The sequence below is a fragment of the Pseudomonas sp. GW821-FHT07F05 genome (assembly GCF_059418765.1).
The window spans coordinates 33613-58566 of sequence record NZ_JBWKQL010000002.1; the positions used below are offsets into that span (position 1 = coordinate 33613).

General features: G+C 63.4%; 22 protein-coding genes and 2 pseudogenes. 3 read left to right on the forward strand and 21 right to left on the reverse strand.

All coding sequences use genetic code 11. The features are described 5' to 3' along the window. Nucleotides 1-436: 436 nt before the first annotated feature. The gene (nosR, locus tag AC07RO_RS04385; RefSeq protein WP_495085367.1) at nucleotides 437-1816 is read right to left on the reverse strand and encodes a response regulator c-di-GMP phosphodiesterase, NosR family; all 1380 of its coding nucleotides are present in this window, start codon (nucleotides 1814-1816) and stop codon (nucleotides 437-439) included. Between the two features lie 337 nt (nucleotides 1817-2153). On the opposite strand from nosR, the pseudogene AC07RO_RS04390 reads away from it, so the two are divergent. Next, nucleotides 2154-3062: pseudogene (locus AC07RO_RS04390) on the forward strand (ATP-binding protein); the annotation flags it as partial. 3 nt (nucleotides 3063-3065) lie between these two features. On the opposite strand, the gene AC07RO_RS04395 reads toward AC07RO_RS04390, so the two are convergent. From AC07RO_RS04395 to AC07RO_RS04465, 15 genes and pseudogenes are all read right to left on the reverse strand, one after another. Continuing rightward, entirely contained in the window at nucleotides 3066-3878 is an 813-nt protein-coding gene (locus tag AC07RO_RS04395) for a DUF1206 domain-containing protein (RefSeq protein WP_423573765.1), read from the reverse strand. A 227-nt stretch (nucleotides 3879-4105) separates the two neighbouring features. Further along, nucleotides 4106-5080, reverse strand: a complete 975-nt coding sequence (locus tag AC07RO_RS04400) for an alpha/beta hydrolase (RefSeq protein ID WP_346625871.1) — start codon at nucleotides 5078-5080, stop codon at nucleotides 4106-4108. Between the two features lie 73 nt (nucleotides 5081-5153). After that, nucleotides 5154-5789, reverse strand: coding sequence for a LysE family translocator (locus AC07RO_RS04405; RefSeq protein ID WP_346625872.1), 636 nt, complete (start codon nucleotides 5787-5789; stop codon nucleotides 5154-5156). Nucleotides 5790-6025: 236 nt separating this feature from the next. Next, on the reverse strand, nucleotides 6026-8362 hold the full coding sequence (gspD, locus tag AC07RO_RS04410; protein ID WP_495085368.1) for a type II secretion system secretin GspD: 2337 nt from the start codon (nucleotides 8360-8362) through the stop codon (nucleotides 6026-6028). Continuing rightward, nucleotides 8359-8874 (reverse strand): hypothetical protein, encoded by a 516-nt coding sequence (locus tag AC07RO_RS04415; RefSeq protein WP_346625874.1) that lies wholly within the window; start codon nucleotides 8872-8874, stop codon nucleotides 8359-8361. The genes gspD and AC07RO_RS04415 overlap by 4 nt, the downstream gene beginning before the upstream one ends. Before the next feature lie 134 nt (nucleotides 8875-9008). Next, nucleotides 9009-9599 (reverse strand): annotated as a pseudogene (gene gspM / locus AC07RO_RS04420) (type II secretion system protein GspM); the annotation flags it as partial. Beyond that, on the reverse strand, nucleotides 9589-10620 hold the full coding sequence (locus AC07RO_RS04425; RefSeq protein WP_495085369.1) for a PilN domain-containing protein: 1032 nt from the start codon (nucleotides 10618-10620) through the stop codon (nucleotides 9589-9591). The gene AC07RO_RS04425 and the pseudogene gspM, both read right to left, overlap by 11 nt. Further along, entirely contained in the window at nucleotides 10617-11345 is a 729-nt protein-coding gene (locus tag AC07RO_RS04430) for a type II secretion system minor pseudopilin GspK (protein ID WP_495085370.1), read from the reverse strand. Before AC07RO_RS04430 ends, AC07RO_RS04425 begins: the two co-directional genes overlap by 4 nt. After that, a complete protein-coding gene (locus AC07RO_RS04435) occupies nucleotides 11342-11953 on the reverse strand; it encodes a type II secretion system protein GspJ (RefSeq protein ID WP_495085732.1) in 612 nt (203 codons plus the stop codon). Before AC07RO_RS04435 ends, AC07RO_RS04430 begins: the two co-directional genes overlap by 4 nt. Nucleotides 11954-11964: 11 nt before the next feature. Then, nucleotides 11965-12333 (reverse strand): type II secretion system protein, encoded by a 369-nt coding sequence (locus tag AC07RO_RS04440; RefSeq protein WP_495085371.1) that lies wholly within the window; start codon nucleotides 12331-12333, stop codon nucleotides 11965-11967. Continuing rightward, nucleotides 12330-12767: a GspH/FimT family pseudopilin gene (locus tag AC07RO_RS04445; RefSeq protein WP_495085372.1), complete on the reverse strand. Its 438-nt coding sequence runs from the start codon at nucleotides 12765-12767 to the stop codon at nucleotides 12330-12332. The genes AC07RO_RS04440 and AC07RO_RS04445 overlap by 4 nt, the downstream gene beginning before the upstream one ends. 1 nt (nucleotide 12768) lies before the next feature. After that, a complete protein-coding gene (gspG, locus tag AC07RO_RS04450; RefSeq protein ID WP_192173599.1) occupies nucleotides 12769-13194 on the reverse strand; it encodes a type II secretion system major pseudopilin GspG in 426 nt (141 codons plus the stop codon). Between the two features lie 10 nt (nucleotides 13195-13204). Next, nucleotides 13205-14407 carry a type II secretion system inner membrane protein GspF gene (gene gspF / locus AC07RO_RS04455; RefSeq protein ID WP_495008021.1) on the reverse strand — a complete coding sequence of 401 codons (1203 nt, stop codon included), beginning with the start codon at nucleotides 14405-14407 and terminating at the stop codon, nucleotides 13205-13207. A gap of 2 nt (nucleotides 14408-14409) precedes the next feature. After that, complete coding sequence (gene gspE, locus AC07RO_RS04460) at nucleotides 14410-16128, reverse strand: type II secretion system ATPase GspE (RefSeq protein ID WP_495085733.1); 1719 nt, start codon at nucleotides 16126-16128, stop codon at nucleotides 14410-14412. Between the two features lie 93 nt (nucleotides 16129-16221). After that, entirely contained in the window at nucleotides 16222-16449 is a 228-nt protein-coding gene (locus tag AC07RO_RS04465; RefSeq protein ID WP_282368011.1) for a hypothetical protein, read from the reverse strand. Between the two features lie 468 nt (nucleotides 16450-16917). Here AC07RO_RS04465 and AC07RO_RS04470 point away from each other — a divergent pair, with 468 nt between their 5' ends. Continuing rightward, complete coding sequence (locus AC07RO_RS04470; protein WP_282368009.1) at nucleotides 16918-19659, forward strand: beta-glucosidase; 2742 nt, start codon at nucleotides 16918-16920, stop codon at nucleotides 19657-19659. 141 nt (nucleotides 19660-19800) lie between these two features. Here the strand turns inward: AC07RO_RS04470 and AC07RO_RS04475 are convergent, their stop codons facing one another. After that, nucleotides 19801-20427, reverse strand: coding sequence for a TetR/AcrR family transcriptional regulator (locus AC07RO_RS04475; protein ID WP_192173603.1), 627 nt, complete (start codon nucleotides 20425-20427; stop codon nucleotides 19801-19803). Between the two features lie 290 nt (nucleotides 20428-20717). Between AC07RO_RS04475 and AC07RO_RS04480 the strand changes: the two genes are divergently transcribed. Further along, nucleotides 20718-20939, forward strand: a complete 222-nt coding sequence (locus AC07RO_RS04480; RefSeq protein WP_192173604.1) for a hypothetical protein — start codon at nucleotides 20718-20720, stop codon at nucleotides 20937-20939. Between the two features lie 48 nt (nucleotides 20940-20987). Here the strand turns inward: AC07RO_RS04480 and AC07RO_RS04485 are convergent, their stop codons facing one another. From AC07RO_RS04485 to AC07RO_RS04500, 4 genes are all read right to left on the reverse strand, one after another. After that, nucleotides 20988-21128 carry a DUF2256 domain-containing protein gene (locus AC07RO_RS04485; RefSeq protein WP_192173605.1) on the reverse strand — a complete coding sequence of 47 codons (141 nt, stop codon included), beginning with the start codon at nucleotides 21126-21128 and terminating at the stop codon, nucleotides 20988-20990. Continuing rightward, nucleotides 21125-22663 carry a cryptochrome/photolyase family protein gene (locus tag AC07RO_RS04490; protein WP_495085373.1) on the reverse strand — a complete coding sequence of 513 codons (1539 nt, stop codon included), beginning with the start codon at nucleotides 22661-22663 and terminating at the stop codon, nucleotides 21125-21127. Before AC07RO_RS04490 ends, AC07RO_RS04485 begins: the two co-directional genes overlap by 4 nt. A gap of 147 nt (nucleotides 22664-22810) precedes the next feature. Continuing rightward, complete coding sequence (locus AC07RO_RS04495) at nucleotides 22811-23116, reverse strand: protealysin inhibitor emfourin (protein ID WP_346629155.1); 306 nt, start codon at nucleotides 23114-23116, stop codon at nucleotides 22811-22813. 38 nt (nucleotides 23117-23154) lie between these two features. Then, the gene (locus tag AC07RO_RS04500) at nucleotides 23155-24219 is read right to left on the reverse strand and encodes a M4 family metallopeptidase (RefSeq protein WP_495085374.1); all 1065 of its coding nucleotides are present in this window, start codon (nucleotides 24217-24219) and stop codon (nucleotides 23155-23157) included. Between the last annotated feature and the right edge of the window lie 735 nt (nucleotides 24220-24954).

Here is a 24954-nt window from a genome sequence, read left to right on the forward strand (position 1 = left end):
ATGCTTGGTAGGACCGGCTTCAGCCGGGAAGAGGCCCGTGCATTCACTCTCAATCTTGCCGCGCGCCACCTGACGCTTTCCCGGCTAAAGCCGGTCCCACAATTCGCGGCGCACGCGATACTTCTGGATGCACGCATGCTTGGTAGGACCGGCTTCAGCCGGGAAGAGGCCCGTGCATTCACTCTCAATCTTGCCGCGCGCCACCTGACGCTTCCCCGGCTAAAGCCGGTCCCACAATTTTGCGGCGCACGCGATACTTCTGGATGCACGCAATGCTTTTTAGTGGGACCGGCTTCAGCCGGGAAGAGGCCCGTGCATTCACCCACAATTTCGCAGCGCGCCATCCGACGCCTTCCCGGCTGAAGCCGGTCCTACAACCGGGAAGAGGGCTGAAGTGGTCGTCGATTTCTGTGCGCTCAATCGATTGTCCAGCGCATCAACCGACCTGAGTCCAGTGGGTTTTCGGCGGTTCTGACCCCGGAACGTGTTCGGGCAGGCGCACGAAAATGCTGTAGCGGGTCTTGTTTTCGATGGCCTCGAAGGCCGCCAGTTTGTCGATCAGCGCGGCGTTGACCACCTTGCCCGCATTCAGCAGCAGCATGCCGTTGTCGGCGTTCAGGTTGCGCACCAGAATCATGCCCGGCACCAGCTCGCGGGTGGTGACGGCCTTGACGGTCGGGTCGTTGAGCACCGCATCGTCCAGGTACGCTGCGCAGGCCTTGGCGAAATCCTCGATCAGGCCGGGGTCGTAGAGCTTGCCGGCGTAGCGGCGGATGAACAGCAAGGCCTCGCCGCTGCTCAGGTGTCTTTCCAGAATCAGCCCGCGCTGCAGTTCGATGAAGTCCACGGCCAGCTTGAGCAGCCGTGCGCCGTAGGGAATCGCGTCACCCTTGAGGTGCGCCGGAAAACCGCTGCCGTCCCAGCGCTCCTGGTGATGCAGAATCAGACTGGCAGCGTCCTGGATGGGTTCGAGGGTCATCAGCAACGATTCGCTCTGCCGCGGGTAACTGCGCCACGTGTCGCGGTCGGCGTGGCTGACCATGTCCGACGGCGTGTTGATCAGCGCGTCGCTCCAGCCGAGCTTGCCGATGTTGTACAGCGCAGCGGCCATGCACAAGTCGCGGCGGGTGGACTCGTCCAGATTGAGTTGGCTGCTGCACGCGTTGATCAGGTCGATGACGTCGCGATTGGTCTGCTTGTCCACGGGCAGGCGCTGATTGACCAGCATCGAAAACACCTCGGTGCCGGTGGCGTAACTGTGCTTGAGCTCGTCATAGGCCAGATCAAGCATGTCGGCGGTCTGCTGCAATTCGGCGGTGCGCGCCAGCACGCGTTTTTCCAAGGTGGCGTTGAGGCTTTTCAGCTCATCGTTCTGCCGTTGGGTGAGCTGTTCAAGGCGCTGTCTTTCGCGTTCGGAAAACTGGAATGCCAGGGACTGACGCAGGGTCAGCACCAGCTCTTCGTCGGTCCAGGGCTTGGCGATGTACCGATGCACATGGCCCTGGTTGATGGCTTTGACGATGGTTTCGAGGTCGGCGTAGCCGGTCAGCAGGATACGCGTGGTGTCCGGGTAAAGGCTGTAGACCCGCGCCAGCAGCGCCGCGCCGTCCATGTCCGGCATGCGCGCGTCGCTGACGATCAGATCAACCGGCTTTTCGGCCATGATCGCCAGGGCCTGTTCGCCGCTAGTGGCCAGCAGCAGGTCATAGGGCTGCTCGCGGAGCAGGCGGCGCAGGCTGTTCAGAATCGATTCTTCATCGTCCACCAGCAGGACGGTGGGGCGTTGCTGCAACGAAACACTGGTTGAGGCTTCCATGATTGACCCCCGTTCGTACCGACATCGTGCCCGTGCCTTGGCTGCCACCCCGACTGCCATCATCACCGACAAGGGCAGCTGGATGCCGCAAGATTAGTTGAGATATCGCGACTCTTCGCGGCTTTTGCGCAATATAAATCGCCCCCTCAACTTCACCTTCGGCAGGCCGACACAAGGGCATGAGTCCACGGATTGAGGCGCTTGGTCGATCATGTTGCTCCTGCAGATATTCTCGATCATTTCCGTCTGCCTGCTGGTGCTGCTGGGTCGCTGGCTGCTGCACAGTTATCAGGTGATCAACCGGGTCAACGAGGACCTGCGGGCGGCCAACGAAGGACTGGAGCAGCGCGTCGAGGAGCGCACCCGGGAATTCAGGCAGGCCAGTCATGCGTTGCAGGTCGAGATCGACGAGCGCAAGCAGCTGGAGAGCCAGTTGATCGGCGCTGAAAAGCTCGCCTCACTGGGGCAGATGGCCGCCGGCATCGCCCACGAGATCAACAACCCCATCGGTTTCATCTCGTCGAACCTCGGCACCCTGGCGGTCTATTTCGGCAAAATCCAGGAAGTGCTTGAGGCCTACAAAGCGGCCGAGGATCAGCTCGGAGTGGCTGAGGTGCTTGAATCACTCAATGCCCTGAAAACGCGCCTGGACCTGGCCTTTGTCGAGGCGGAAATCCCGTTATTGATTCAGGAGTCGCGGGAGGGGGTGGCCCGCGCCGCGCAGATCATCAAGGACCTCAAGGACTTTTCCCGGGCCGACACCCACCCGCAATGGCAGTGGGCGAGCCTGCAGCGGGGTATCGATTCGACGCTGAACATCGCCGCCTATGCGGTCAAGTGCAAGGCGGACATCGTCAAACACTATGTGCCGTTGCCGGACATCGAATGCCTGCCGGCGCAGCTCAATCAAGTGATCATGAATCTGGTGGTGAACGCGGCCCAGGCGATTGGCCCGGAGCGCGGCACCATTACCTTGCGCAACGGCGTGCAGGGGGAAAGCGTGTGGCTTGAGATCAGCGACACCGGGAGCGGCATTGCCCCGGACGTGCTGCCGAAGATTTTCGACCCGTTCTTCACCACCAAACCGGTGGGCCAGGGCACCGGGCTGGGACTGTCGCTGTCGTACGGGATTGTGCAAAAGCATCGCGGAACGATCAGCGTGCGCAGCGTGGAAGGGGTCGGCACGACGTTCCGTATCGAGCTGCCGATTCAGCAGCCGCGCCCTGAAGAGGGCGCATTGAACTGAAAGTCAGACGTGCGCCATGCCGGGCACGTCCATGTTGATCCGGCGCCAGGCGGCTTCGGCAAAGCTGTACACCGAAAACGCGATCAGCCCCAGCGCCATGACCATCAGCACCACGCCACCGGCGGGCAGGTTTTGCAGGGCGTTGAGCGCGTCTTTCAGCCCCGGCGGGTGCATCGCCTGATAGCTCGAACCGCTGATGGCCAGCAGCACGCCCATTTCGACAAACGCCACCCCGCGCGCGATCAGGCCGAAGCGGGACACCGGAGTCACGTATTTCATGACCTCTTCGTCGGCCTCGAAATACTTCTCGAACGAGGCTTTCCAGCCCTTGAAGAAATGCGCGATGCCGACGCCAAGGGGCACCAGCGCAACGAGGTAGACCACCAGGTTGGAGTGTTTCCACGACAGCAGGGTGGCGAGCAGGTCTTGGGTCTGACCGCCGCCACCGCCGGAACTGCGCAGGCCGTCGATCAGCAGGCCCAGGGCAAAGAACGCCAGCGCACCGTTGACCAGCCCACCCGCGAGCAGCCCGCCACGGATCACCAGGCCCTTGAATTCGCTGCCGTGATGGTCCACGTCCCGCGTCGCCTGCAATACCCGCCAGGCAGCAAACGCGAGCAGGCCCGCCACCACCAGCCCCACCAGAATGTGGCCGAACGGTTGGCTGAACAGGGCTTCGAGGCTGCTGTGGCTGTCTTTGGGGCGTGACGAATCGCGGGCAGCCAGCAAGGCGAAAATGCCGATGATCAGGTACAGAACGCCGCGGGCGGCGTAGCCCGAACGGGCAAGCAGGACAAGGGTGTGATGCGGGGACATCGAAGGTTCTCCGGTTAAGCAATAGATGAGCAGACCCGGGAGCGCGCAAGGGGTTCGATCAGGTTGCTTATTGCAGGACCGGCATCAGCGGGATCCCGATGGCTGCACTCGATGCTTTTAGCGGAACCGGCTTTAGCCGGGAAGAGGCCAGTGTGCACGCCATCAATTTTGCGGTGTGGCCGCAGACGCCTTCCCGGCTAAAGCCGGTCCCACTAAAACCAAAGCGATCAACTTGCCGCAGATTGAATGCGCTGACGAATCCAGGCGCGGCTGTGCTCCAGCACGCGGTCGGCCATCATGGTCGGGAAATGGATAAAACCGTGGGGCGCGTCGGGCAACAGGTGCACTTCGACGCCGGCGGTTTTCGCCCAGCGATCCGCCATTTGCAGGGTGTCATCGCGCAGCGGGTCCAGTTCGCCGACCCACATCAATGCGGCCGGGAAACCGGATAGATCCCCATACAACGGCGACAGCGGCGGCGCCTGACGCTGGGCATCGCTGATGTCTGGCGTGAGCAAGCGCAGGGCGGCAACCATGCCCGGTCCGTCCAGCACCAGCGTGTCCTTGCCTGCCGCTCGCACGCTCGGCGTGCCGGTCAGGTCATAAACCCCGTAATAGAGCAGGGCGCCGCACACCCGCTTGAACATCTCGGGCCAGGCCTTGAGCTGCAGCAGGGTCGCCGCCGCCAGATGCCCGCCCGCCGATTCGCCGACAACGATCACCGGCAACCCGGCGAACTCCGGGCAACCGTTACCCAGCAGCCACCGCGCCGCGACCAGGCAGTCTTCCATCAGCCCTTCGACCGGCGTTGACACCGCCAGCCGATAATCGACCGAAACAACGGCCACATCGCACGCCCGCACCATGGCCATGTTCAGGTCGTCGTTCATCTGCGCGTTGCCGATCACCCAGCCGCCGCCATGAATGTCCAGCACCACGCCTTTGGCCTTGCCCTTGGGCCGGATGATCCGGACCGGCACGCGATGACCGTCGATAAACGCCGTGGTGCGTTCGGCGTGCAGGCCATGGCGGGCCAGCTTCGCCGCGCCATTGAGCTGACCGACGCGCAACAGCGACTGAATCAAAAGCGGGGTGAAGCGGTTGCGGATACGAAAGCGCGGCAGCCAGGCCAGCTTCTGGTTGAAGCGCCGTGCCTGCGCCAGTTCGTCGTCGGGAAAATGCAGACCGTCGTTGCTGTCCAATTGCGTGCTCTCTCTCGGGCTCATACCCGCCAGTGTTGGGTACTGTCTTGGTGTGCGCGGGCGGCTTAGAGTTTCACGGGCGCGAGTAAAGCAATTTCAGGCCCGCCGTGGCGTAAACCAGGGCGAGAGTGCCTTCGATCCAGCGGCGTGCCCTGCGGTAGGCACGGATCATCGGCGCGGTCGAAAACACCAGCGCGTAGCCACAGAAGATGGTCACGCTGAGCACCGCGCAACCGGCAAGGATGACCGCGACGGTTTGCGGCGTCGCTTGCGCACCCAAACCCAGCGTCATCGTCGCCACCCAGCCCAGCAGCGCCTTGGGATTGGTGAGGTGCATGAGCAGGCCGCGCTGGTAAAGGCGCCAGCCAGAAAGCGCCGGTGCATCAGCGATCTCGCGCTCGACCTTTTCGGTGGACGTCAGCGCGGAGCGGGCCGCTTTGAAGGCGAGAAACAGCAGGTAGGCGCCGCCGAGGATTTTCAGCAGCGTGAGCGCTTCGGCGTATTGCGTGAGCACGGCGGATACACCGGTGGCCGCCATCGAACCCCAGAAAAACGAACCGCTGATCACGCCTGCCGCCAGCATCAGCGCCGGGCGTCGGCCCCGGTGCATCGCCACGCCCATGATGCGCATGTTGCTCGGCCCCGGACTCGCCGCGCCGACGATGTAGGCCGTGTAGACAAGCAGAAGGTGATGAAGATCGAAGGGCATGAGCCTTGGTCCTTTAAGGTCGCGATAAAAGGGGTCGTTTGAAAACCTGTTTTACCACGGCCCTGCGGATTGCCAAGCGCACAATCACTTCTGATGATCGTGCCCACGCTCTGCGTGGGCATGCCTCCCGTGACGCGCCGCGTCATCCCGCCCCCAGATCTTAAACAGCTTCCAACGAACGGACGCGGAGCGTCCGGGGCGGCATTCCCACGCGGAGCGTGGGAACGATCAACAAACTACCGGCTGCCCATCGGCGGTGTCGGCTTGATCAGCTGCAATTGCTGGCGATAGTCATCGGTCACTTGCCGCGCCTGGCTGTTGCTGGTGATGACCCGTGGGGTGATCAGCACGACCAGTTCGGTGCGCTTCTTGCTCTTGCTGGTGTTGCCGAACAGCCAGCGCAGGCCGGGGATGCGGCCCAAGTACGGCACGGCGGACACGGTGTCGGCGTTGTCCTGTTTGATCAGGCCGCCAAGCAACACGGTCTGACCGCTCTGCACCGCCACCTGTGTCGACACCGAGCGGGTCGAGATCCGCGGGTTGCCGTTGGCGTCAGTCGACGTGTCATTGGCGTCGCTGACCTGCTGCTGGATGTCCATGTACACCAGGCCGCCCGGATTGATGCGCGGCACGACGTCGAGGATGACCCCGGTCTGCACGTATTCGACGCTGCTCAGGGTAGCGGTGGTGGCCGAGGTGTTGACCGTGGTCTGGCTGATCGGGATGTTGTCACCGACCTGAATCTGCGCCTGTTGGTTGTTCATCACCACCAGCGACGGCGCCGACAGCACTTGCGTGCGGCCGCTCTGTTCCAGCGCGTGAAGGGCGATCTGCAGGTTATTGCTGACGAACGAATAAAACAGCGAATCGGTGGCGCCGAGCCCAGCACCGCCGCCGCCCAATGCGCCCTGACTGCCGGCCGTGTTCGCCACGGTGGTGCTGGTGGAATTGCCGGCCAGACGGCCGAGGTACCACTGCACGCCAAGGTCCAGCTCGCCGGTCAGGTTGACTTCAAGAATTCGCGTCTCGATCTGTACCTGCATCGGCGCGTTGTCCAGGCGCTTGATGGCGGATTCGATCTCCGCCCACTGGGCCGGACGCGTGCGGATCAGCAACTGGTTGCTGCTCTGCTGGGCGGTGATGCGGGTGCTGTCGTCCAGACGCTTGCTGGCGCCAGAGCCGCTGGCCGCGGCGTCCGAGGTGTCGCCCTGACCGCTGCTGTCGGCGCTGTCTTCGGACGTCTCGCCGTCCTGCTCTTCATCGCCTTGCTGAGTGCCGGTTTGCAAACCACCATTGGCGCCACTCATCCCTGAACCCATGCCGCCACCGATCCCGGAGGAGCTGCTGTTCAGGCCCTGACCGCTGCCGCTCAGGCCGCCGCTGCTGCCGGTGCCACTGCCGTTCAGCGAGGACAGCGAACGGGTGCGCAGACCCGGTGCAACCTTGGCCGCGCTGTCGTCCTTGATCTGGCCGTTGCCGTAGATCTGCCGCAGGTATTTGGCCAGGTCCGAGGCCTTCATGTTACGCACGTCGTAGACGTACATCTGCGGCTCGTTGCCGCCGCCTTCGTCGATGGTGTGAATCCAGTCACCGACTTCGCTCAGGTAGCGCGGCTGGGAAGAAATCGCCACCACCGAGTTGGTCCGCTCGATCGGCAGAAACTTGACCATGCCCGCCAACGGCATACCGCTGTCCGGGCCGAACATCTTCTGCAGCTCGGGCATCAGCTCGCCGACGCTCGCGCGTTGCAGGCCGTAGACGGCGATGGACATGCCCTTGAGCCAGTCGACGTCGAAGGTGTCGATGGTGTCCTGGTAATTGGCCAGTTCATCCGGCGTACCGGCGAGGCTCAACACGTTGCGCGCCGGATCGACCAGCAGGAACGCGTTGTCCCGGGCGAAGGGCTTGAGTAGCTTCTGCATCTCGGTGGCCGAGATGAAACGCAGCGGGAACAACCGCGCCGACAGCCCGGTGGACGGTCGCGCCACCGGCATCTCCGGCACCAGCTTGCCGGCAACGGCCTGATTGGCCGGCAGGATCACGTAACGGTCGCCTTGGCGGATCATTGCGTTGTCGGTCCACGACAGCAGCGTTTCCAGAATCGACAGCGCCTGCTGCTTGTTCACCGGCTGCGAGGTCGAGAAGCTGACGTCGCCTTTTACGCCCTGATTGATGCTGTAGTTCTCGTGCAGCAAATCGCCGAGCACGGTGTTGATCACCGCTTCGATGGGCTGATTGGCGAAGTTGAACGTGATGTCACCGGCCGCCGACGCGCCTTTTCCACCCGCGCCGGTCTGGGCCGGGCCCGCACCGCGCACGAAGGTCTGGTTGCCACGAATGATCTGCTGGCGCGCGGGCGCAGGCTTGGCGCCGGGGTTGTTCGGGCTCGGCGCCTCAACCGGATCGCTGACCGGGCCTCGCTGCGAGCCGGTGCCATTGAGTGCTTCCTGCATCAGGGCCGGATCGTTTTCGAAACGTTCCGGAGTGGACGCGCATCCGGCCAGGGCCACGGCGGTGGCCAGGCACAACAACGGGCTGCGCAGACGGGAAAACTCAGGGGTGCGATTGTTCATGGTGTGGGTACGTTTGGAAGAGTAATAGGGGGGACTTTCGACGGCGGCGGAAGGCGCAGAATGGGCAGACGCAGTTCCCGGGTCTGGCCCTGATGGCTGAAAGTGGCGTGTTGCGGCGTGACCGAATCCAGGGTCCAGCCGTTGTCCAGGGTGCTGCCGACGGCCAGCTTCAGGCGGCGCTTCTGCGGCAACTGCAGCAGCACCCACTGTGAGGCGCCGTCGATGATCACGCCGCTCAGGCTGATGCCATCCAGGGACGAGGCCTGGGATTTGCCGGTGACCAGATCAGGCTTGCGGTCCGGGCTGAACATCGATTGCTGCCACGTCAGCGCGAGGGCCTGGGCCGGCAGGGCAGGCAATGCCGCAGGCCCGGCGGTTGGCGTGGCTTGGCGCGCTTCGCCGGCCGGCAACCAGTCGATGTCCTGACCGGCGCCCATGCTCAGGCTGACGGCGACGGCCGCGAGGGCAACCGTCGCCGCGCCGAGCGCGAGGGTAAGGGAGTCGAACTTCATGCGTCAGGCTCCTCGGACGGTGTCGGTGGTTCAGGCTGTTCATCCAGATCGGCTTGCTCGGCGGGATCAGGCTGCTGCCGGGATTCGGTCGCTGGCTCGGCGGCGGGGGCTTTGGACGGCAGCGCCTTATGCGGCGCGGCCTGCTGCAGATAACCGCGCAACAACAGATGCACCTGCAAGCGTCCGGCGCCGCCAGTGGCGGGGGCGGTTGTGGCGCGGCGAATGCTCAGGTTGTCGATGAACAGGAACGGCTGGCCGTATTCCAGTTCGTGCAGCAAGCCCACCAGCGGCTCCATGGCGCAGTCCAGGGTCAGGCTGACTTTGACTTGACGATAGGGCTCGGCACTGTCGCGCTCGGGGGTGATCGGCATGCGCTGGGTGACCTGGCAACCGGGGCCCTGATCGGCGTGGGCCTTGACCAGATCGAGGCTGCGCTGCATCAAATCGGCCGCCACGGCGCTCGGGTCTTCGCCGGGCAACAGGCTGCTGCGGCTTGACGGGTCGCGGCGGGCCGCCTGCAATTGCTGCTCAAGGCTGTCGCGCTGGGCGAGGGCGCCGGCGTAGCGTTGTTCCTGTTGGCGCAGAGTGTCGGCCTGGTCCTGCAGGTCGCTCAACGGATCGAGAAACCAGCTTTGCACCAACAGCCACCACGCCGCCCAAAGGACCAGGACCAGCGCGATGAGCGCGGCGCCGCGACGTTCACGGGGGGTCAGTTCACGGCGCATCGGCGGACTCCTTGCGCAACTGGGCGCGCAGGGAAAAGCGCTCTTTGCCGGTCTGCGCGTCGGGCTGAATGATCCCCTGGAACTGCGCGTCGGTGAGGGTGCGGCAGTCTTTCATGCGGCTAATGAGGGCGCTGGCCTTGGCGCTCTGGCCGGTGATCGACACGCTGCCGCCGTCAGAGATTTCCAGCTGCTCGACCCACGTGTCAGCGCCCAGGCAACCGGTGAGGTCGGCGAGCACGCTGGAAGTGGTCGGCTGCGCGGCTTTTTGCTGGGCCAGATAGCGCGCGGCGCCCTGGGTGTTGATCAGCTCGCGGCGCAGGTTTTGCACGGCTTGCACCTGGCTGCGTTGCTCGTCGACGTGCTGTTGCATCGCTTCGACCTGGGCCGTGCGTGCATTCAGCCAGAGCACCATGCAGGTCAGCAGCAAGGCGCCGCAGACCACGGCGAGGAAACGCGGCAAGCGTGCGGATCCTGCCACCGCCGGCTTCAACTCGGCCGGCAGCAGATCGACATTCAGCCGTTCGCCTTTGCCGTTGCGCGCATCCACGGCATACAGCGGCAGGCCGCGTGCCTTGCAGGTGTCGATGACCGGCTGCAAACGCTCGCGCAGCACCGCCACCAGCAGCACCTGTGCGAGGGTTTTGCCCTTGGCGGTGACGCGCGCAACGTAATGCATCTGCTCGCGGGGGTAGGGCGTGTACTTGTCCAGCTCGAAACCGACCACGCTGTGCAGATCCCGCAGCGCCGCCAGCGGCAGTTGCAGCGGCTGCGCCAGGACCATGCCGGCGGGGAGCATCAGGATCAGTCGTTCGCCGCTCTCGTGGGTGATGTGTTCGGGCAGCGGCCAGTCAATCAGCCGCTCACGCACCTGGGGCATCAGCCGGGCGCGGACGCTTGCGGGCAGCAGCGCCTGCAACTCCTCGAGCCAGGCCTGCCACAGATGCTGCGCCGGGCTATCACGCCACTGACTGCGCACCCGGGCCTGCAAGGGCGCCAGCTGCTGTAAAAGTGATTGCTTCATTCTTGCCAACGCAGAACGCGATACGGTCGCGCTCCCTCCTTCGATGGGTTCAATAACAACGTGACGTTGAGCGTCGTGGTGTAACCGCCGGGCAATGTCGCCTGGCTCCGAATACTGATGACCGGGCCGGCGTCTTCGGTTGCGGGGCCCGCTTGCGGCAGACCCAACGCTTGCCGCAGCCAGGGCGACGCCATGCGCGGATCGGGCGCGGTCAGGCCGCTCCATAACGTGACGTGCGGGCTGGCGCACTGGTACAGCGGCTGGCCGATGCCCGGCAGCTCGCGCACTTCCTCGACCATCCGCAGCGGCGCCCGGCCGCCGCCGCGACGCTGCTCCAGGCCCTGGGCCACTTGCCGGGCCAGGTCCGGACTCGCCCCGCACGCCACCAGCAGGCGGGCGAAGGATTCCGCCGGTGCCGCGTTGAGGTCCAGCTTGCCGGTCTCGCTGCCGAGACTCACTGCCAGCGCGGCCTCATCGAAACGCAATCCATGGGGCTGGTTGTCGGCTTTCCAGTGCCGTTGCGGGTCGCGGTCCAGTTGCGCCAGCACCGCCATGCCGATACCGGCTTCTGCGGCGAGTACCGCCTGGGTGTGCTGGCGTTGCCACAGGGCCTGACGGTTCTGCAGGTGCACCCAGCCCAGCAAACCGGCGAGCAGGGTACTGAGCAGCGCCAGCACCCACAACACCAGGAGCAGCGCGACGCCCTTTTGCCGACGGCCTGTCATAACGTGTGCGCCTCGCCGGACAAATCCAGGCGCAGATTGATGCTTTGCAGCGGCCACGGCACGGGACCGGCCAGTTGCGCGTCGATGCGCACGCTGACGGGCAGGCGTCCCGGCCATGGCCAGTGATCCAGCCACGCCGTGGATTCGCCGGTGGGCGACACACCGCGGTAACTCAGTTGCAGCGCGCGCACTTCATGCAACAACACCTGGGGCGCTTCGGCCGGCAGCAAGGCCTGACCGCGCAAGCGCTCCAGGCTGATCTGCAGACGCTGACCGGCCGCCAGCGTCACGCTGTGCCGGTACAAACCCCCGCCTAATGTGGCGGGCAGCGGCGCATAAAAGCTCATGGCCTGGGCGTCGCCCTCGAACACCGGCGCCTGACCGGGCTCGGCCCCGCCGGCCGCGAGGGGTAGGGCCTGACCGATGGCGCTGCGCAGAAAATTCTGTGTCGAACGTATTTCGTCCAGCCGCGTGCTGTAACGCTCGGCCTTGGCCATGGCGCGGTTGGCCCCGGTGATCGCCGCGCCGACCATGGTCAGCAGCACCCCGAGCAGGCTCAGCACCACCAGCACTTCGAGCAGCGTAAAACCCTGGCTTCGACGACCCATTGAGCGGTGCGTCATTGCCGTGCACCCGAGTCAGCACTGCGCACTTGCAGGCTGCTGTAATGAGCACGGCGTGCTCCGTCGCTCACGTTCAGATCCAGTCGCCAGGCCGTCACCGGCGCATTCCCGCGGGGCAGCGCGCTGACCTCCATCTGCCAGTTCACGCCGCTCCACTTGCCCTCGGTCCGGCCCGGCTGCAAGCGACCGGCGCTGGCTTCATCGATCAGCGAACGCGCGGCCAGGCTTAACCGGTCACTGCGTTGCGCTTGCTGCAAGGCTCGCGCACTCTGCCCGAAGGCGACCACCAGCACGCTGCTGCACACCGCCAGCACGGCGAGGGCCGCGAGCATTTCCAGTAATGTGAAACCGCGCTGACGCCTCAATTGAGCGTGCGCAACTGAACGTTGCCGGTCAGCCAGTTGATGTCGACGCGCCAGTGTTTTTCGCCCCGGGCCAGTAACAGATGGCCGCCGCTGGAACCGCCGTCCGGGTAGAACTCGAACGCCGGGCCGAGGCCGTCGGCGGTCTGCAATTGCACGTTCATGTCGGTGGGCAATTGCACCGGCTTCAGGTGCGGGCCTTGAAGCCGCCCGCTGCGCAGATCAAAGCGCGTCTGCGCCGGTTGCCCGGTGACGATCGCCTGCACCCGCGCCGCCCGCAGCGATTGCACCACCTCGCTCAACGCCCGGCGCTCACTGGCCGCGTGCAAACCCCGACCCACGCCAAAGCTCACCAGCCCGACGCTGATGCCGATCAGAACGATCACCACCAGCAATTCGAACAGGGTGAAGCCGCGGGCGCGGGGCAGGGCGTGCATGTTATTCCCAGTTACCGATGTCGGCCTTGTAGCCGTCGCCGCCGGGTTGGCCGTCCTGACCGTAGAAGATCAGGTCAAAGCTGCCGTGCTCGCCGGGGTAGCGATAGCCGAACGCATGGCCGAACGGGTCTTTCAGGTCCGAAGGCTTGGCGTACGGGCCGGCCCAACCGGTGGCATTGGCCGGCTTGGTCACCAGTTGCTGCAGATTGGCCGGTGGCGTGCCGACGTCCAGGCCGTAGCTTTCGACCTTCATGCCGAGGCTGGCGAGTTGCGCCTTGCCCGCGCCGTATTTGCCCTTGTCGACGTTGCCGCCGACCTGACGCACGACGATGGTGGCGACGATGCCCAGCAGCACGATCACGGCGAGCATTTCCAGCAGGGTGAAACCGCCCTGGCGACGGCCTTGGGCAGCGTTGAATCGGGACATGTCTATTTCCTCAAATGTTACTGGTAAGGCTCATCAGCGGCAGCATGATGGCGAGCATGATCACCGCCACCATCACCGCCATGACAACAGTCAGGCTCGGCACCAGCGCCGCGAGCAGGCGGTCGATGCCGCGCTTGGCCTCGACGTCGAACACGTCGGCGACCTTGAGCAGCATGCCGTCCAGGTTGCCGGCCTGTTCGCCGACTTCGATCATCTGCAGGGCCAGCTCCGGCAGCAGCGGTTGCTCGCCGAACGCCTGGGCCAGCGTGCCGCCACCCTTGACCCACTCGGTGGCCTGCTCGACCTGGGCGCGCAGGGCGTAGTTACCGCAGACCTGACGGACGATGGTCATGGCCTGCAGCAGCGCAACGCCATTGCTCAGCAGGGTGCCGAGGGTCCGCGCCAGACGCGCGGCTTCGATCCGCTGCAACAGCGGGCCGATGACTTTGACGAACAGCAGGCGCCGGTCATGGCGCTGACGCCGTTGCGGATCGCGGCGCAGCACGGCGACCGTCCAGATCAGCCCGACGATGGCGCCGAGCAACAGCAAGCCGTAAGCGCTGAGGAATTCCCCCAGCCACAGGATTGCCTGGGTGATGAAGGGAATCGGTACGCCCAGATCGCGAAAGATCGGCACGAACTGCGGCACCACGTAGGCCAGCAGCAGGGCCAGCGAACCCAGCACGCCGACCACCAGAAAGATCGGGTAGATCAGCGCATTGATGACTTCGCCGCGCAGCATCTGGCTGCGTTCAAGGTAATCGCTGAGCTGGCGCAGGGTGTTTTCCAGGGACCCGCCGGCTTCGCCCGCGCGCACCATGCTGATGTACAGGCTGGAAAACTGGCCGTGCTCTTCTTCCAGCGCCTGGCTCAAGGGTTTACCGGCCTTGACCTGTTCGCGAATGCGTTCGAGCAGTGCCTGGCGCTTGGGTTCGTGGGTCTGCTTGAGGAGGATGGTCAGGGCGCGTTCCAGCGGCTGACCGGCACCGAGCAGGGTCGCCAGTTGCTGGGTGAAACTCACCAGCGCCGCGCCGTTCATCGCACCCCGGCGCATGGCCGCGCGCAGGCCGCTGTTGGCACTGGCTTCGAGGCTGAGCAGCAACAGGCCGCGCTTATGCAGAATCGCGGTCGCTGCGGTTTGATCGGCCGCTTCCAGGGTACCGTGTTGGGCGACGCCGTCGGCGTCCAGTGCGCGGTATTTGAAATGGGCCATGGTCAGTCGCCACGCGTAACGCGCAGCACCTCTTCAAGGGAGGTCACGCCGGCCACGGCCTGACGCAGGCCTTCCTCATATAGGGTACGCAGGCCCCCGCGACGGGCGGCTTGCTCCAGCGTCGAGGCATCGGCCTGCCGCATCAGCAGGCCGCGCAGTTCTTCATTCATCACCAGCAATTCGGTGATGGCGCTACGGCCGTGATAACCGCCGCCGGGCAAGTCGCTGGCGGGACGATAAAGAGTAATCGGGCGCTGATCGGTAAAGCGGTCCAGCCCGTGCTGGGCGACCAGTTCCTGCGGTGCTTCAAAGGCGATGCGCGTGAGCGGATCCAGCCTGCGCACCAGCCGCTGGGCCAGAATGCCTTTCACGGTGGAGGCAATCAGGTAGCTTTCGACGCCCATGTCCAGCAATCGCGTGATACTCGCGGCGGCACTGTTGGTGTGCAGGGTTGAGAGCACGAGGTGACCGGTCAGGGACGATTGAATGGCGATGCGGCAGGTTTCCAGGTCGCGCATCTCGCCGATCATGATCACGTCCGGGTCTTGCCGGACGATGGAGCGCAGGGCGCCGGCGAAATCGAGGCCGATGGCCGGCTTCACTTGAATCTGATTGATGCCCTCAAGCTGGTACTCGACCGGGTCTTCAACGGTGATGATCTTGCGCTCGGCGGTGTTGAGCCGCGACAGCGCGGTGTACAGCGTGGTGGTTTTGCCGGAACCGGTGGGGCCCGTCACCAACAGAATGCCGTGGGGGTTTTCCAGCACGTCGAGGAAGTTCTGCAGGCGCTCGCCGTCCATGCCCAGGCTGGGGAAGTCAAAGCTGACGGTCTGCCGATCCAGCAGACGCATCACCACCGACTCGCCGAAACTGGTGGGCACCGTGCTCACCCGCAGGTCCAGCTCTTTGCCCTGGATGCGCAGCATGATGCGGCCGTCCTGGGGCAGGCGACGCTCGGCGATGTCCAGCCGCGCCATGATCTTCAGTCGCGAAATGATCGCCGCTGATGAACTGGACGGTGGAGCCTCGGCTTCGTGGAGCACGCCGTCGATGCGATAGCGCACTTTCAGCTGGCTTTCGAACGGCTCTATATGAATGTCCGAGGCGCGTTGCTCGACGGCTCGCTGCAGGATCAGGTTGACCAGTCGAATGACCGGCGCCTCGGACGCGAGGTCCTTGAGGTGCTCGATGTCTTCTTCGGCGCCGCCGTGTTCGTCGAGGGTTTCGATCAGCGAGCCCATGGCCGAGCGGCCCTGGCCGTAATAACGCTCGATCAGCCCGTCGACCTCACTGCCAGCACCCACCGACACATACACCGGCGCCTGGCAGGCGTAGGCCACGGCGTCCAGCCCGTAGGCATTGCCCGGGTTGGCGGCCAACACATGCACGCCGTCGGCATAAGCGCCGATGGGCAGCAGGCGATAGTGGCGCAGAAAGCGCTCGCTCAATTCCGGCAGCGGTTCACCCGACAGCGTGACGTTTTCCGCCAGCAGCAAGGGCGCTTGCAGCGTCGAGGCCCACGCCCTGGCCAGGTCCAGTTCGGACACCAGCCCCAGGCGGGTCAGCAACTCAGTCAGCGAGCTGCCTTCGGATTCCTGAGCCAGCCGCTGTGCCCGTTCCAGATCACCTGTCTTCAGCCCGGCATTGGCCAACAGCCACGCACACAGCGCTTCGGCCGAGTGCGCGGTCAGTTGTTGGCTATTGATAGGGGACAGTTTTATGGACACAACGGGGATTCAAATAAGTGAGGCCTCTGACGAGACCTCGGGGTGATGTATAAACAGCCGTAATAAAACAGTAACTAACGGAGTGCGTTAGTTTGTCGCAGACGACGTATTAGCGGTCGGACGGCCACGCTTGTTTTCATCAGCCTGATTCTGTTTGGTGGCTTTCACGGTGGTGGCATCTTTTTGTGTTTGCGTCATGACAGTGGAATCTGCTGCGCCGGAAACAGTTTCCTGAGTATCGGAGTCAGCGGCCATTGTTGCAGTTGCAAACGACAGGGTCAGTGCAGCGATGGCGCCCAGTACTGGCAGTTTCATGTGATGTTTCTCCAATGTTTGTCATGTGTTTGAAATGATCGCAACGCTGGCTTCAGCGTGGGCCCACCGCTCGTTTCAGGGGTGAAACCCAGTGTTTACGGGGTTTCAGGCATTGAGCGGTGAAAATTGCTAAACCTACAGACCTGTAGGTTTAGCAAGAGTTCAGATGATGTATCAAAAAATGTCGAGTTTGTTGAAGATTGATTTTTTTGTTTGACATCAATTGAAAACAATTGCCTTAATTTAAACGTCTCGGGCAACGCTCGTGCAGTTCGGTGGCTCATCGCCATTAACGTTAGTTACAGAAGATCAAATTGCCCACACTCATCGTCACGTTGTAACGCCACTTTCCCGTTCACCGATGCTCTTTCGAGAACTTCGGTATAGGCCGAGTCATGCCTGAATTAAAGGCTTGTGGCGTGTCAACTGCGACAAATGAGCGCGGGTGATACTTGGAGAGCGTCCCCTATGCGAAACCGTAAAACTTTCGGTGCCCACTCGGCACTGGCTTTGTTGAGCCTGGCTATCTGCCACGCCAACGCAGCCGACACCACGACCCAAGAGCAACTGGCGGCCAAGGAACTGCGCGCTGACAAAGCGGCAGAAAAAACCCTGGCGAAGATGACTCAGGAAGAAAAGCTGGCCTACATCGGCGGCATCGGTGGTTGGGACGTCAAGCCGCTGACCCAGTACGGCGTGCCACAGATCCACGGCGCCGACGGTGGCGCGGGCATCCGTTACACCAGCGAAGGCAACGATCCGGGCGTGGTCTATCCGTCCGGCCCGAACCTGGCGGCCACCTTCAACCCGCGTCGTGCCATTGATTTCGGCCGCGCCCTGGGCTACGACACTGCCAGCGGCGGCTACCAGTTCGTCACCGGTCCAGGCATGAACCTGTACCGCATGCCGTGGAGCGGCCGTGCCTTCGAATACCTCTCCGGTGAAGACCCGTTCCTCGGCGCAAGCCTGGGCCCTGCGGTCATCAACGGTATCCAGCAGCGTCGCGTCTGGGCGGAAGCCAAGCACTACGCCGGTAACGACCAGGAAACCAACCGCTTCATCCTCAACCAGGTCATGCCTGAGCGCGTTCTGCGCGAGATGACCCTGCCGCCCTTCGAATCCGCCACCAAGAACAGCACCGTGGCGATGATGATGTGCTCGTTCCAGAAAGTGAACGGCGAGTACGCCTGCGAGAACAAGCACCTGATCGCCGACATCCTGAAGAAGGAATGGGGCTTCAAGGGCCTGGTGCAGAGTGACTACAACGCCGTCGTCCACGGTCTGCCAGCGGCCCAAGCCGGCACCGACCTGGACATGATGGGCGGCCAGATGAACAGTTCGGTGCTCAAGCCGTACCTGGACAGCGGCGAGCTGGACATGGCGACCATCGACGACAAGGTCCGCCGCATCCTGAAGAACATCTACCTGTATCAGTTCGACAAGTTTGCACCGCTGACCACGCACAACATGAACAGCGCCACCAGCAACAAGGTCGCTCTGAACATCGCTCGCGAAGGCATCGTGCTGCTGAAAAACCAGGGCGACGTGCTGCCACTGGACAAGAACAAGGTCAAGCGCATCGCCGTCGTTGGCGACCTGGCCAAGTACGCGCCGCCGACCGGTTTCGGCAGTGCTCACGTTGACGCCACCCGTTACATCAGCGAGCTGAGCGGCCTGCGTCAGATCGCCCCGGGCGCTCAGGTCGAGTTCCTCGACACGCTGTCCCTCGATCCAACGGCCATGCACTGGACCACCACCGACAGCAAAGGCAACAGCGTCGCTGGCATGAAGACCGAGTACTTCAACAACGCCACCTGGTCCGGCGACCCGTCGGCCACCCAGATCGACACCTACGTCAATCTGGACTGGTCCACCGACAGCGTGCCGAGCAACGGCGACACCGCCAATACCTCTATTCGCTGGAGCGGTCAGGTCACCCCGACCATCAGCGGCGACCAGGTCTTCAAAGTCCGTGCCGACGGCGCCGTGCGTCTGTGGGTCAACGGCGAGAAGATCATCGACAACGGCGACGGTGAGAACATCACCAACAAGAGCATTCCGCCAACCATCCCTGTTTCCGGCAAGATCAAGCTGGAAGCCGGCAAGGCTTACGACGTGAAGCTTGAGTACTCGCGCCGTGACGGTTACCTGTCGACCATGGGCGGCCTGGTGGGCGTGCAGATGTCGACCGCTTCGCTGACCGCACCTTCCGACCTGTCGCAATACGACGCGGTCGTGGTTGCCGTGGGTAACAGCGCCGAATACGAAGGTGAAGGTTTCGACCACAGCTTCGATCTGCCTGAGTACCAGAACGAGCTGATCCAGAACATCGCCAAGGCCAACCCGAACACCGTGGTGACCATGCACGGCGGTACCGCGCTGAAAATGAGCGACTGGATCGACCAGGTGCCGGCTGCGCTGCACGCGTTCTACCCGGGTCAGAACGGCGGTCAGGCCCTGGCCGAGATCCTGTTCGGCAAGGTCAACCCGTCGGGCAAGCTGCCGATCAGTATCGAGCGCAACATCGAAGACAATCCGCTGTACAAGGATTTCCCGGCCTTCGATAACACACGCACCAAGGTCAAGGAAATCACCTACGCCCACGACCTGACCATGCTCGGCTACCGTGGCTACGACAAGACCAACACCAAACCGCTGTTCGCGTTCGGTCACGGCCTGTCGTACACCCAGTTCACTTACAACAACATCTCGGTCACCCCGGGCGTTGCAGTGGGCAACACGCCGATCAAGGTCTCGTTCGACCTGACCAACAGCGGCAAGCGTGCCGGTTCCGAAGTCGCCGAGCTGTACGTCGGCCAGCAGAACCCGAAAGTCGAGCGCGCCGTCAAGGAGCTGAAAGGCTACAAGAAGGTCTTCCTGCAGCCGGGCGAAACCCGTCACGTCACCATCGAACTGAACGATCGTTCGCTGGCGTACTTCGACGAGGCAAGCAAGCAGTGGGTGATCGATGCCGACACCTTCAACATCAGCCTGGGCGCGGCTTCGGACGACATCCGTCTGAACGCCAAGCTGGTCAACCCGTTCCGTCAGGAACTGTCGACCACCACCAGCAACCCGCTGCCACGTTCGGCGCTGAACTCGGTCAAAGTGACCCTGCCAGCGGTGAAGACCGGCGGTGTGCTTGATCAGACCGAAGACACCGACGCAGCCAATGGCAACACGGACTACGACGGCAACACCGAGTACTGATTGCTCGCAACGGGAAAGGGCTGAGCAGTTGGCCGGCGTCGGGATCTGATCCCGGCGCTGGCTGAGGCCTGAACCGGGTGACAACCTGAGCTTGAGAAACAGAGAATGAGGCGACCCGGCCAGCCCGGATCGCCTCATTTTTTATGCGCGGATATCGCGTTCCACCTGTGCCATGTAACTGTCGAAACGCTGCACCAGATCCACCGTCTCCGGGAAGCGCAGCCATTGCAGCTGCAGCCCGTCCATCATCGCCAGTATCTGGTGAACGATCGCGTCCAGATCCACATCCCCACGCACCTCGCCGGTGGCCACCAGATGGTCGAGCCGTGCGCGCATGCGTCCGTGAATCGTCACGTAGCGGGACTGAAACCATTCCCACCCCGGATGGCTGTCCACCAGGCTTTCGGCGTTCAGCATGCTGAACGCGCGGATCACGCCGGGTGCCGTCGCGTTGGAACGGTTGATCTGCCGAAGGCCGCTGACGAAGCCCTGCAGCGTCGGCTCGCTGTGCAGGCTGCTGATCACTTTGTGGTTGACCTCGTCGCGACGGGCGAGCACGCCCATCAGCAGGGCGACCTTGTTCGGGAAGTGATGCAGCACGCCCGCCACCGAGATGCCGACGATGTCAGCGATGCGGGCAATGGAGGCGCCGGTGTAGCCCTCCAGCGAAAACAATTGCAGCGCGGCGTCGAGCAGCTCTTCGCGGCGTTTCTCACCCTTGGGGGCGCGACGGGTGCGGGGGAGTGTGTCTGACGTATTTCCTGTCATCGGGTTTACCTGGCGTCTCCATGATTTGCAGGTGTCTGGGCGTTTCGGCAGGCCTGTCCCGACGCCGGGTTGCGAGGGCGCAACGGGCAGAACGGGCGCGGCAAGTCGTCGCGGGTGCTGAAACGGCACGCTCTGTTTAAGGGGGCAACCAGGTTTTGGCAAGCGAAAACTGATATTCAGGACTGCCGGCAGGCGGGTGCCACCGTTCGGGTGAGCCCTGTCCAGAAAGTGGGAACTCCCGCCGCGCGTGCCTCTCCTTTGAAGTAACTGACATACAAGGAGGATCCACTGTGAACGAACAAGCCAATCCGGGAATTGCCTATCTGATCGAATGCGCCGAGGAGACGACGATTGATTCGCGGCTGTTTGCCATTTACGAAGCCCTGGCCGAGGCGGGCGGGCTGATCCCGCAGGAATACTTGATCAAGGTGGCCCGCGAGACAACCGCAGGCCCCAAACAGCAGTTGTTGATCAGGCTGATCGGCAGAGCCAGTCGCGCACAGGTCCACTGATCAGGCGCGGCCCCCCCGTATTGGCCCGCTGACGCCGATTGAACCCTTTCACGACCCGGAGCGCTTGCCCCGTCGGCAACGCTCCGAGCAGTAACGCACCTCATCCCAGCAGCGCGCCCATTTCTTCCGCCAGGTGAACGGCAGCCCGCACACCACGCAGGTCTTTACCGGCAGCTCGCTCTTCTTCAAATCGCCTCTCCGGCGTCGAGTTTGCCCAGCAGGGACTCGCCCCTTTGCCACAGCGCGTCCTGTTTTGCTTCGGTCATGCGGTCGAGGTTCTTGTAAACCATGCCCATCCGTTGATTGGCGCGCAGCAGGTTGCTGTGGCGCATCACGAAATGCCAGTACAGCGAGTTGAACGGGCAGGCGTCCTCCGTCGTGCTTTCCTTGACCTTGTACGCGCAGCTGCCGCAGTAATCGGACATCCGCTTGATGTACTGGCCGCTGGCGCAATAGGGCTTGGAACCCAGGTAACCGCCGTCGGCGTGCATGACCATGCCGAGGGTGTTGGGCAGCTCGACCCAGTCGAAGGCGTCCATGTAAATCGCCAGGTACCACTCGCAGATCTCTTTGGGCGCGATGCCGGCCAGCAGGGCGAAGTTGCCGGTGACCATCAGCCGCTGGATGTGATGGGCGTAAGCGTGTTCAAGGCTTTGACCGATGGCCTGGCTCATGCAATTCATTTTGGTCTGCCCGGTCCAGTAGAACTCCGGCAGCGACCGGGTATTGCCGAATGAGTTGCCGCCGGCGTAATCCGGCATCTTCAGCCAGTAAACGCCGCGCACGTATTCCCGCCAGCCGATCAGTTGGCGGATGAAGCCCTCCGCCGCGTTCAACGCGACGCCCCCCGACCAGTAGGCCGACTCGACGTCGCTGCATAGCTGGCGCAGATCCAGCAGGCCGATGTTCAGCGCCGCACTGATGCGCGCGTGGAAGAGGAAGGGCTCGTCCATGGCCATGGCGTCCTGGTAGTCACCGAAAGCCGCCAGCCCGTAATCGAGAAAGTACTGCCACAGCGCCTGGGCGTCGGCGTGGGTCACCGGGTAGTCGAAGTCGTCCAGAGAGCCGTAGTGACTGGCGAATCGCTCACGCACCAGCTCCAGCACATCGCGGGTGATGGCGTCCGGGGCGAAGCGCGCGGGGTAGGGCGCCGAGACCTTCTTCGGCAGCGCCTTGCGGTTTTCCGCGTCGAAGTTCCAGGCGCCGCCTACGGGCGTGCCGTCGCTGTTGAGCAGCAGGCGCTGCTTGCGGCGCATCTCGCGGTAGAAGAACTCCATGCGCAGCTGGACCTTGCCGCTGGCCCATTTGGCAAACTCTTCGCGGGAGCACAGAAAGCGCGTGTCGCTGTGCCAGACCAGCGGCAGGGCGCATTCTCTTATGGACTGCTCCAGACGCCAGTCGCCGCACTCGGTGGCGTGGACTTCTTCGGCCTGCAACGACGCGTGCCAGCGCTGCAACTCAGTCGGCACCGAGCCGGTGTTCAGCGGATCGTCCAGCGTGACGTACTGAACGATGATGCCGCGCTCCTGCAGCGCCTGGGCGAAATGGCGCATGGCGCTGAAGATCAGGGCGATCTTTTGCGGGTGGTGGGCGACGTGGGTGGCTTCTTCCATGACCTCGACCATCAGCACGGCGTCGCGCTCGGCGTCGAGTTCGGCGAGGCAGGCCAGGTCGAAGGACAGCTGATCGCCGAGGACCAGGCACAGGCGGCGGACAGGCATCATCGATGGGCACCGCGTGACGCGTCGGCACTGCGGGCTGTTGGCATGAATCGACGGAGGACAGATGAGAGAAGGTTGGGCACAGGATTCCTGAAGAGCAGGGAGTAATGGCGCCGAGCATAGCGGTTTGCCCGGCGCGCGGTCATGGGGCTAGCCGGATACGTGGCGCCGGACGCATTGCATCAGGCCCTGCAACGGGCCGGATTCCACCGGAGCGGGAACGCAGACTGTGCGCTCCCGGTCGCCTTCGCTGATGGTCAGCGTGTAATGCTGCATCCCGCGCAGCGCACGGGCGGGGTGTCGACCTTCCGGCAGCGCGAAGAATTCGGACGCGTCGACCAGTTGCCGCAGCTCCTTTTGTTCGCCCTCCGGCAGGGCGTCCACTTCAATGGTGTTGGGCTTGTTCAAGCCCGGAAAATAGGCGACCCCGCCGCTTTCGCTGAATGAGATACGCATGTGGGTGGCTCCTTCTTTTGCCAGATGGCCATGGCGGATCATTGCGCATTGATGCCCACGGCCGCCCAACCTTCTTTTACCGCGATTTGGGCATCTTCGCCTACACCGTACAGCCGGCCGGCCACATCGTGGGTGATCCGCGCAAAGCGCACGAAGCCAGCATTGGGGCGCAGGCGTGAATCGCGCAACGCGTCGTACCAGATGCGCCCGGCCTTTTCCCAGGCATGGCCGCCAATGCGCGTCGCCACTTGATAAAACGCATGGTTGGGGATGCCCGAATTGATGTGCACGCCGCCGTTGTCGTCGTAGGTGTGGACGAAGTCGTCCATGTGACCCGGTTGCGGGTCCTTGCCCAGCACTTTGTCGTCAAAGGCGGTGCCGGGGGCTTTCATCGAGCGCAGGGCGCTGCCGGTGATCTTGTCGGTGAACAGGCCTTCGCCGATCAGCCAGCTGGCCTGCTTGGCGGTTTGTTTCAGGGCGTACTGCTTGATCAGCGAGCCGAACACGTCGGACATCGATTCGTTCAGCGCGCCGGCCTGGTTGAAGTAGACGAGGCCGGCTTCGTCTTCGGTGACGCCGTGGGCCAGTTCGTGGCCGATGACGTCGAGGGCGATGGTGAAGCGGTTGAACAGTGACTGGTCGCCGTCGCCGAAGACCATCTGTGCGGAGTTCCAGAAGGCGTTGTTGTAGCCCTTGCCGAAGTGCACGGTGGCGTCGAGGGCCATGCCGGCGTCGTCGATGGAGTTGCGGTCGAAGACGTCGAAGAAGAAGTCGAAGGTGGCGCCGAGGCCGTCATAGGCTTCGTCGACGGCGATGTCGCCGCTGACGGGCTGGCCTTCGCCGCGGACGAGGGTGCCGGGCAGGGTTTCGCCGCCGTCGGCGGTGTAGATGGAGCGTCGCTTGCCGGTGGGGGCTACGGCGGCGAGGTGAACGAGGCGTCGATCAGGTTGTGCGCTGAGGCGCAGTGAGCGGAAGGTGTTGTCCTTGGCGCGCGTGCGCAGGGCTGCTTCGCGCTGGGCTTTGTTGCCGTTGCGGGCGATCTGGTCGAGCAGGTACGGGGGGATGAGGCAGAGGATGGGGTTACGGGTGTGGTTCCTGCACATGGGCAATGCTCCTTTTCGATCAAGCGACGCGTCGCGGTCTTGCTTTAATCGACAAGCCAGGGGGATCTCGCGTTCCCCAAGGTCAAAAGCGTCTGCCTGGGGGCAGACTGTTTCGCCTTCGGCGACTTACTTTTGAAAAGCACCAAAAGTAAGCAAAAGTGCCTGCTCCTAGTTGGGTTCCTCCTTCGTCGGAATACCCTCACTCCGACGACGCTCCGTGGGCCCGCGCCGAACGGACATCCATGTCCTGACGGCGCTCTCGCGGCATCCATGCCGCTCGACCCACTGCGCGTCGTCTGCGTTCGGCCTGCACCCAGGTCGCGATTGGCGGTGACTGACCCTTCTGTGTATGAAGATCAAAAGCAGATCAAGAGCAGATCGAGGACAGAGCAAACGCTAAGGACTTGTGGGAGTGAGCTTGCTCACGAAGGGGGCGGTACATCCGACAGATATCTGGTGTTTGTGATACAGCATTCGCGAGCAAGCTCGCTCCCACAAGGAGGGGGACTGTCAGCAAAAATGTCGGCGCCTGAGCGGGCTTCTTCCCGGCTAAAGCCGGTCCCACTAAAAGCACCGCATGCACCCTGTGGAATCGCCTCCGACTGTAGGACTGGCTTTAGCCGGGAAGCCCTTGATCTTGATCTTGATCTTCGTGCGCAAGAATTCCAGACGACACCCATCGCGACTTGGGTGCAGGCTGAACGCAGGTTTCGCGGAGTGGGCCGAGCCGCATGG

Bases quoted from the DNA above. Each gene is read 5' to 3' on its own strand.
- nosR (WP_495085367.1), bottom strand. From the start codon at position 1,816: ATGGAAGCCTCAACCAGTGTTTCGTTGCAGCAACGCCCCACCGTCCTG.
- AC07RO_RS04395 (WP_423573765.1), bottom strand. From the start codon at position 3,878: ATGTCCCCGCATCACACCCTTGTCCTGCTTGCCCGTTCGGGCTACGCC.
- AC07RO_RS04405 (WP_346625872.1), bottom strand. From the start codon at position 5,789: ATGCCCTTCGATCTTCATCACCTTCTGCTTGTCTACACGGCCTACATC.
- gspD (WP_495085368.1), bottom strand. From the start codon at position 8,362: ATGAACAATCGCACCCCTGAGTTTTCCCGTCTGCGCAGCCCGTTGTTG.
- AC07RO_RS04415 (WP_346625874.1), bottom strand. From the start codon at position 8,874: ATGAAGTTCGACTCCCTTACCCTCGCGCTCGGCGCGGCGACGGTTGCC.
- AC07RO_RS04425 (WP_495085369.1), bottom strand. From the start codon at position 10,620: ATGAAGCAATCACTTTTACAGCAGCTGGCGCCCTTGCAGGCCCGGGTG.
- AC07RO_RS04430 (WP_495085370.1), bottom strand. From the start codon at position 11,345: ATGACAGGCCGTCGGCAAAAGGGCGTCGCGCTGCTCCTGGTGTTGTGG.
- AC07RO_RS04435 (WP_495085732.1), bottom strand. From the start codon at position 11,953: ATGGGTCGTCGAAGCCAGGGTTTTACGCTGCTCGAAGTGCTGGTGGTG.
- AC07RO_RS04445 (WP_495085372.1), bottom strand. From the start codon at position 12,767: ATGCACGCCCTGCCCCGCGCCCGCGGCTTCACCCTGTTCGAATTGCTG.
- gspG (WP_192173599.1), bottom strand. From the start codon at position 13,194: ATGTCCCGATTCAACGCTGCCCAAGGCCGTCGCCAGGGCGGTTTCACC.
- gspF (WP_495008021.1), bottom strand. From the start codon at position 14,407: ATGGCCCATTTCAAATACCGCGCACTGGACGCCGACGGCGTCGCCCAA.
- AC07RO_RS04465 (WP_282368011.1), bottom strand. From the start codon at position 16,449: ATGAAACTGCCAGTACTGGGCGCCATCGCTGCACTGACCCTGTCGTTT.
- AC07RO_RS04470 (WP_282368009.1), top strand. From the start codon at position 16,918: ATGCGAAACCGTAAAACTTTCGGTGCCCACTCGGCACTGGCTTTGTTG.
- AC07RO_RS04475 (WP_192173603.1), bottom strand. From the start codon at position 20,427: ATGACAGGAAATACGTCAGACACACTCCCCCGCACCCGTCGCGCCCCC.
- AC07RO_RS04490 (WP_495085373.1), bottom strand. From the start codon at position 22,663: ATGATGCCTGTCCGCCGCCTGTGCCTGGTCCTCGGCGATCAGCTGTCC.
- AC07RO_RS04495 (WP_346629155.1), bottom strand. From the start codon at position 23,116: ATGCGTATCTCATTCAGCGAAAGCGGCGGGGTCGCCTATTTTCCGGGC.
- AC07RO_RS04500 (WP_495085374.1), bottom strand. From the start codon at position 24,219: ATGTGCAGGAACCACACCCGTAACCCCATCCTCTGCCTCATCCCCCCG.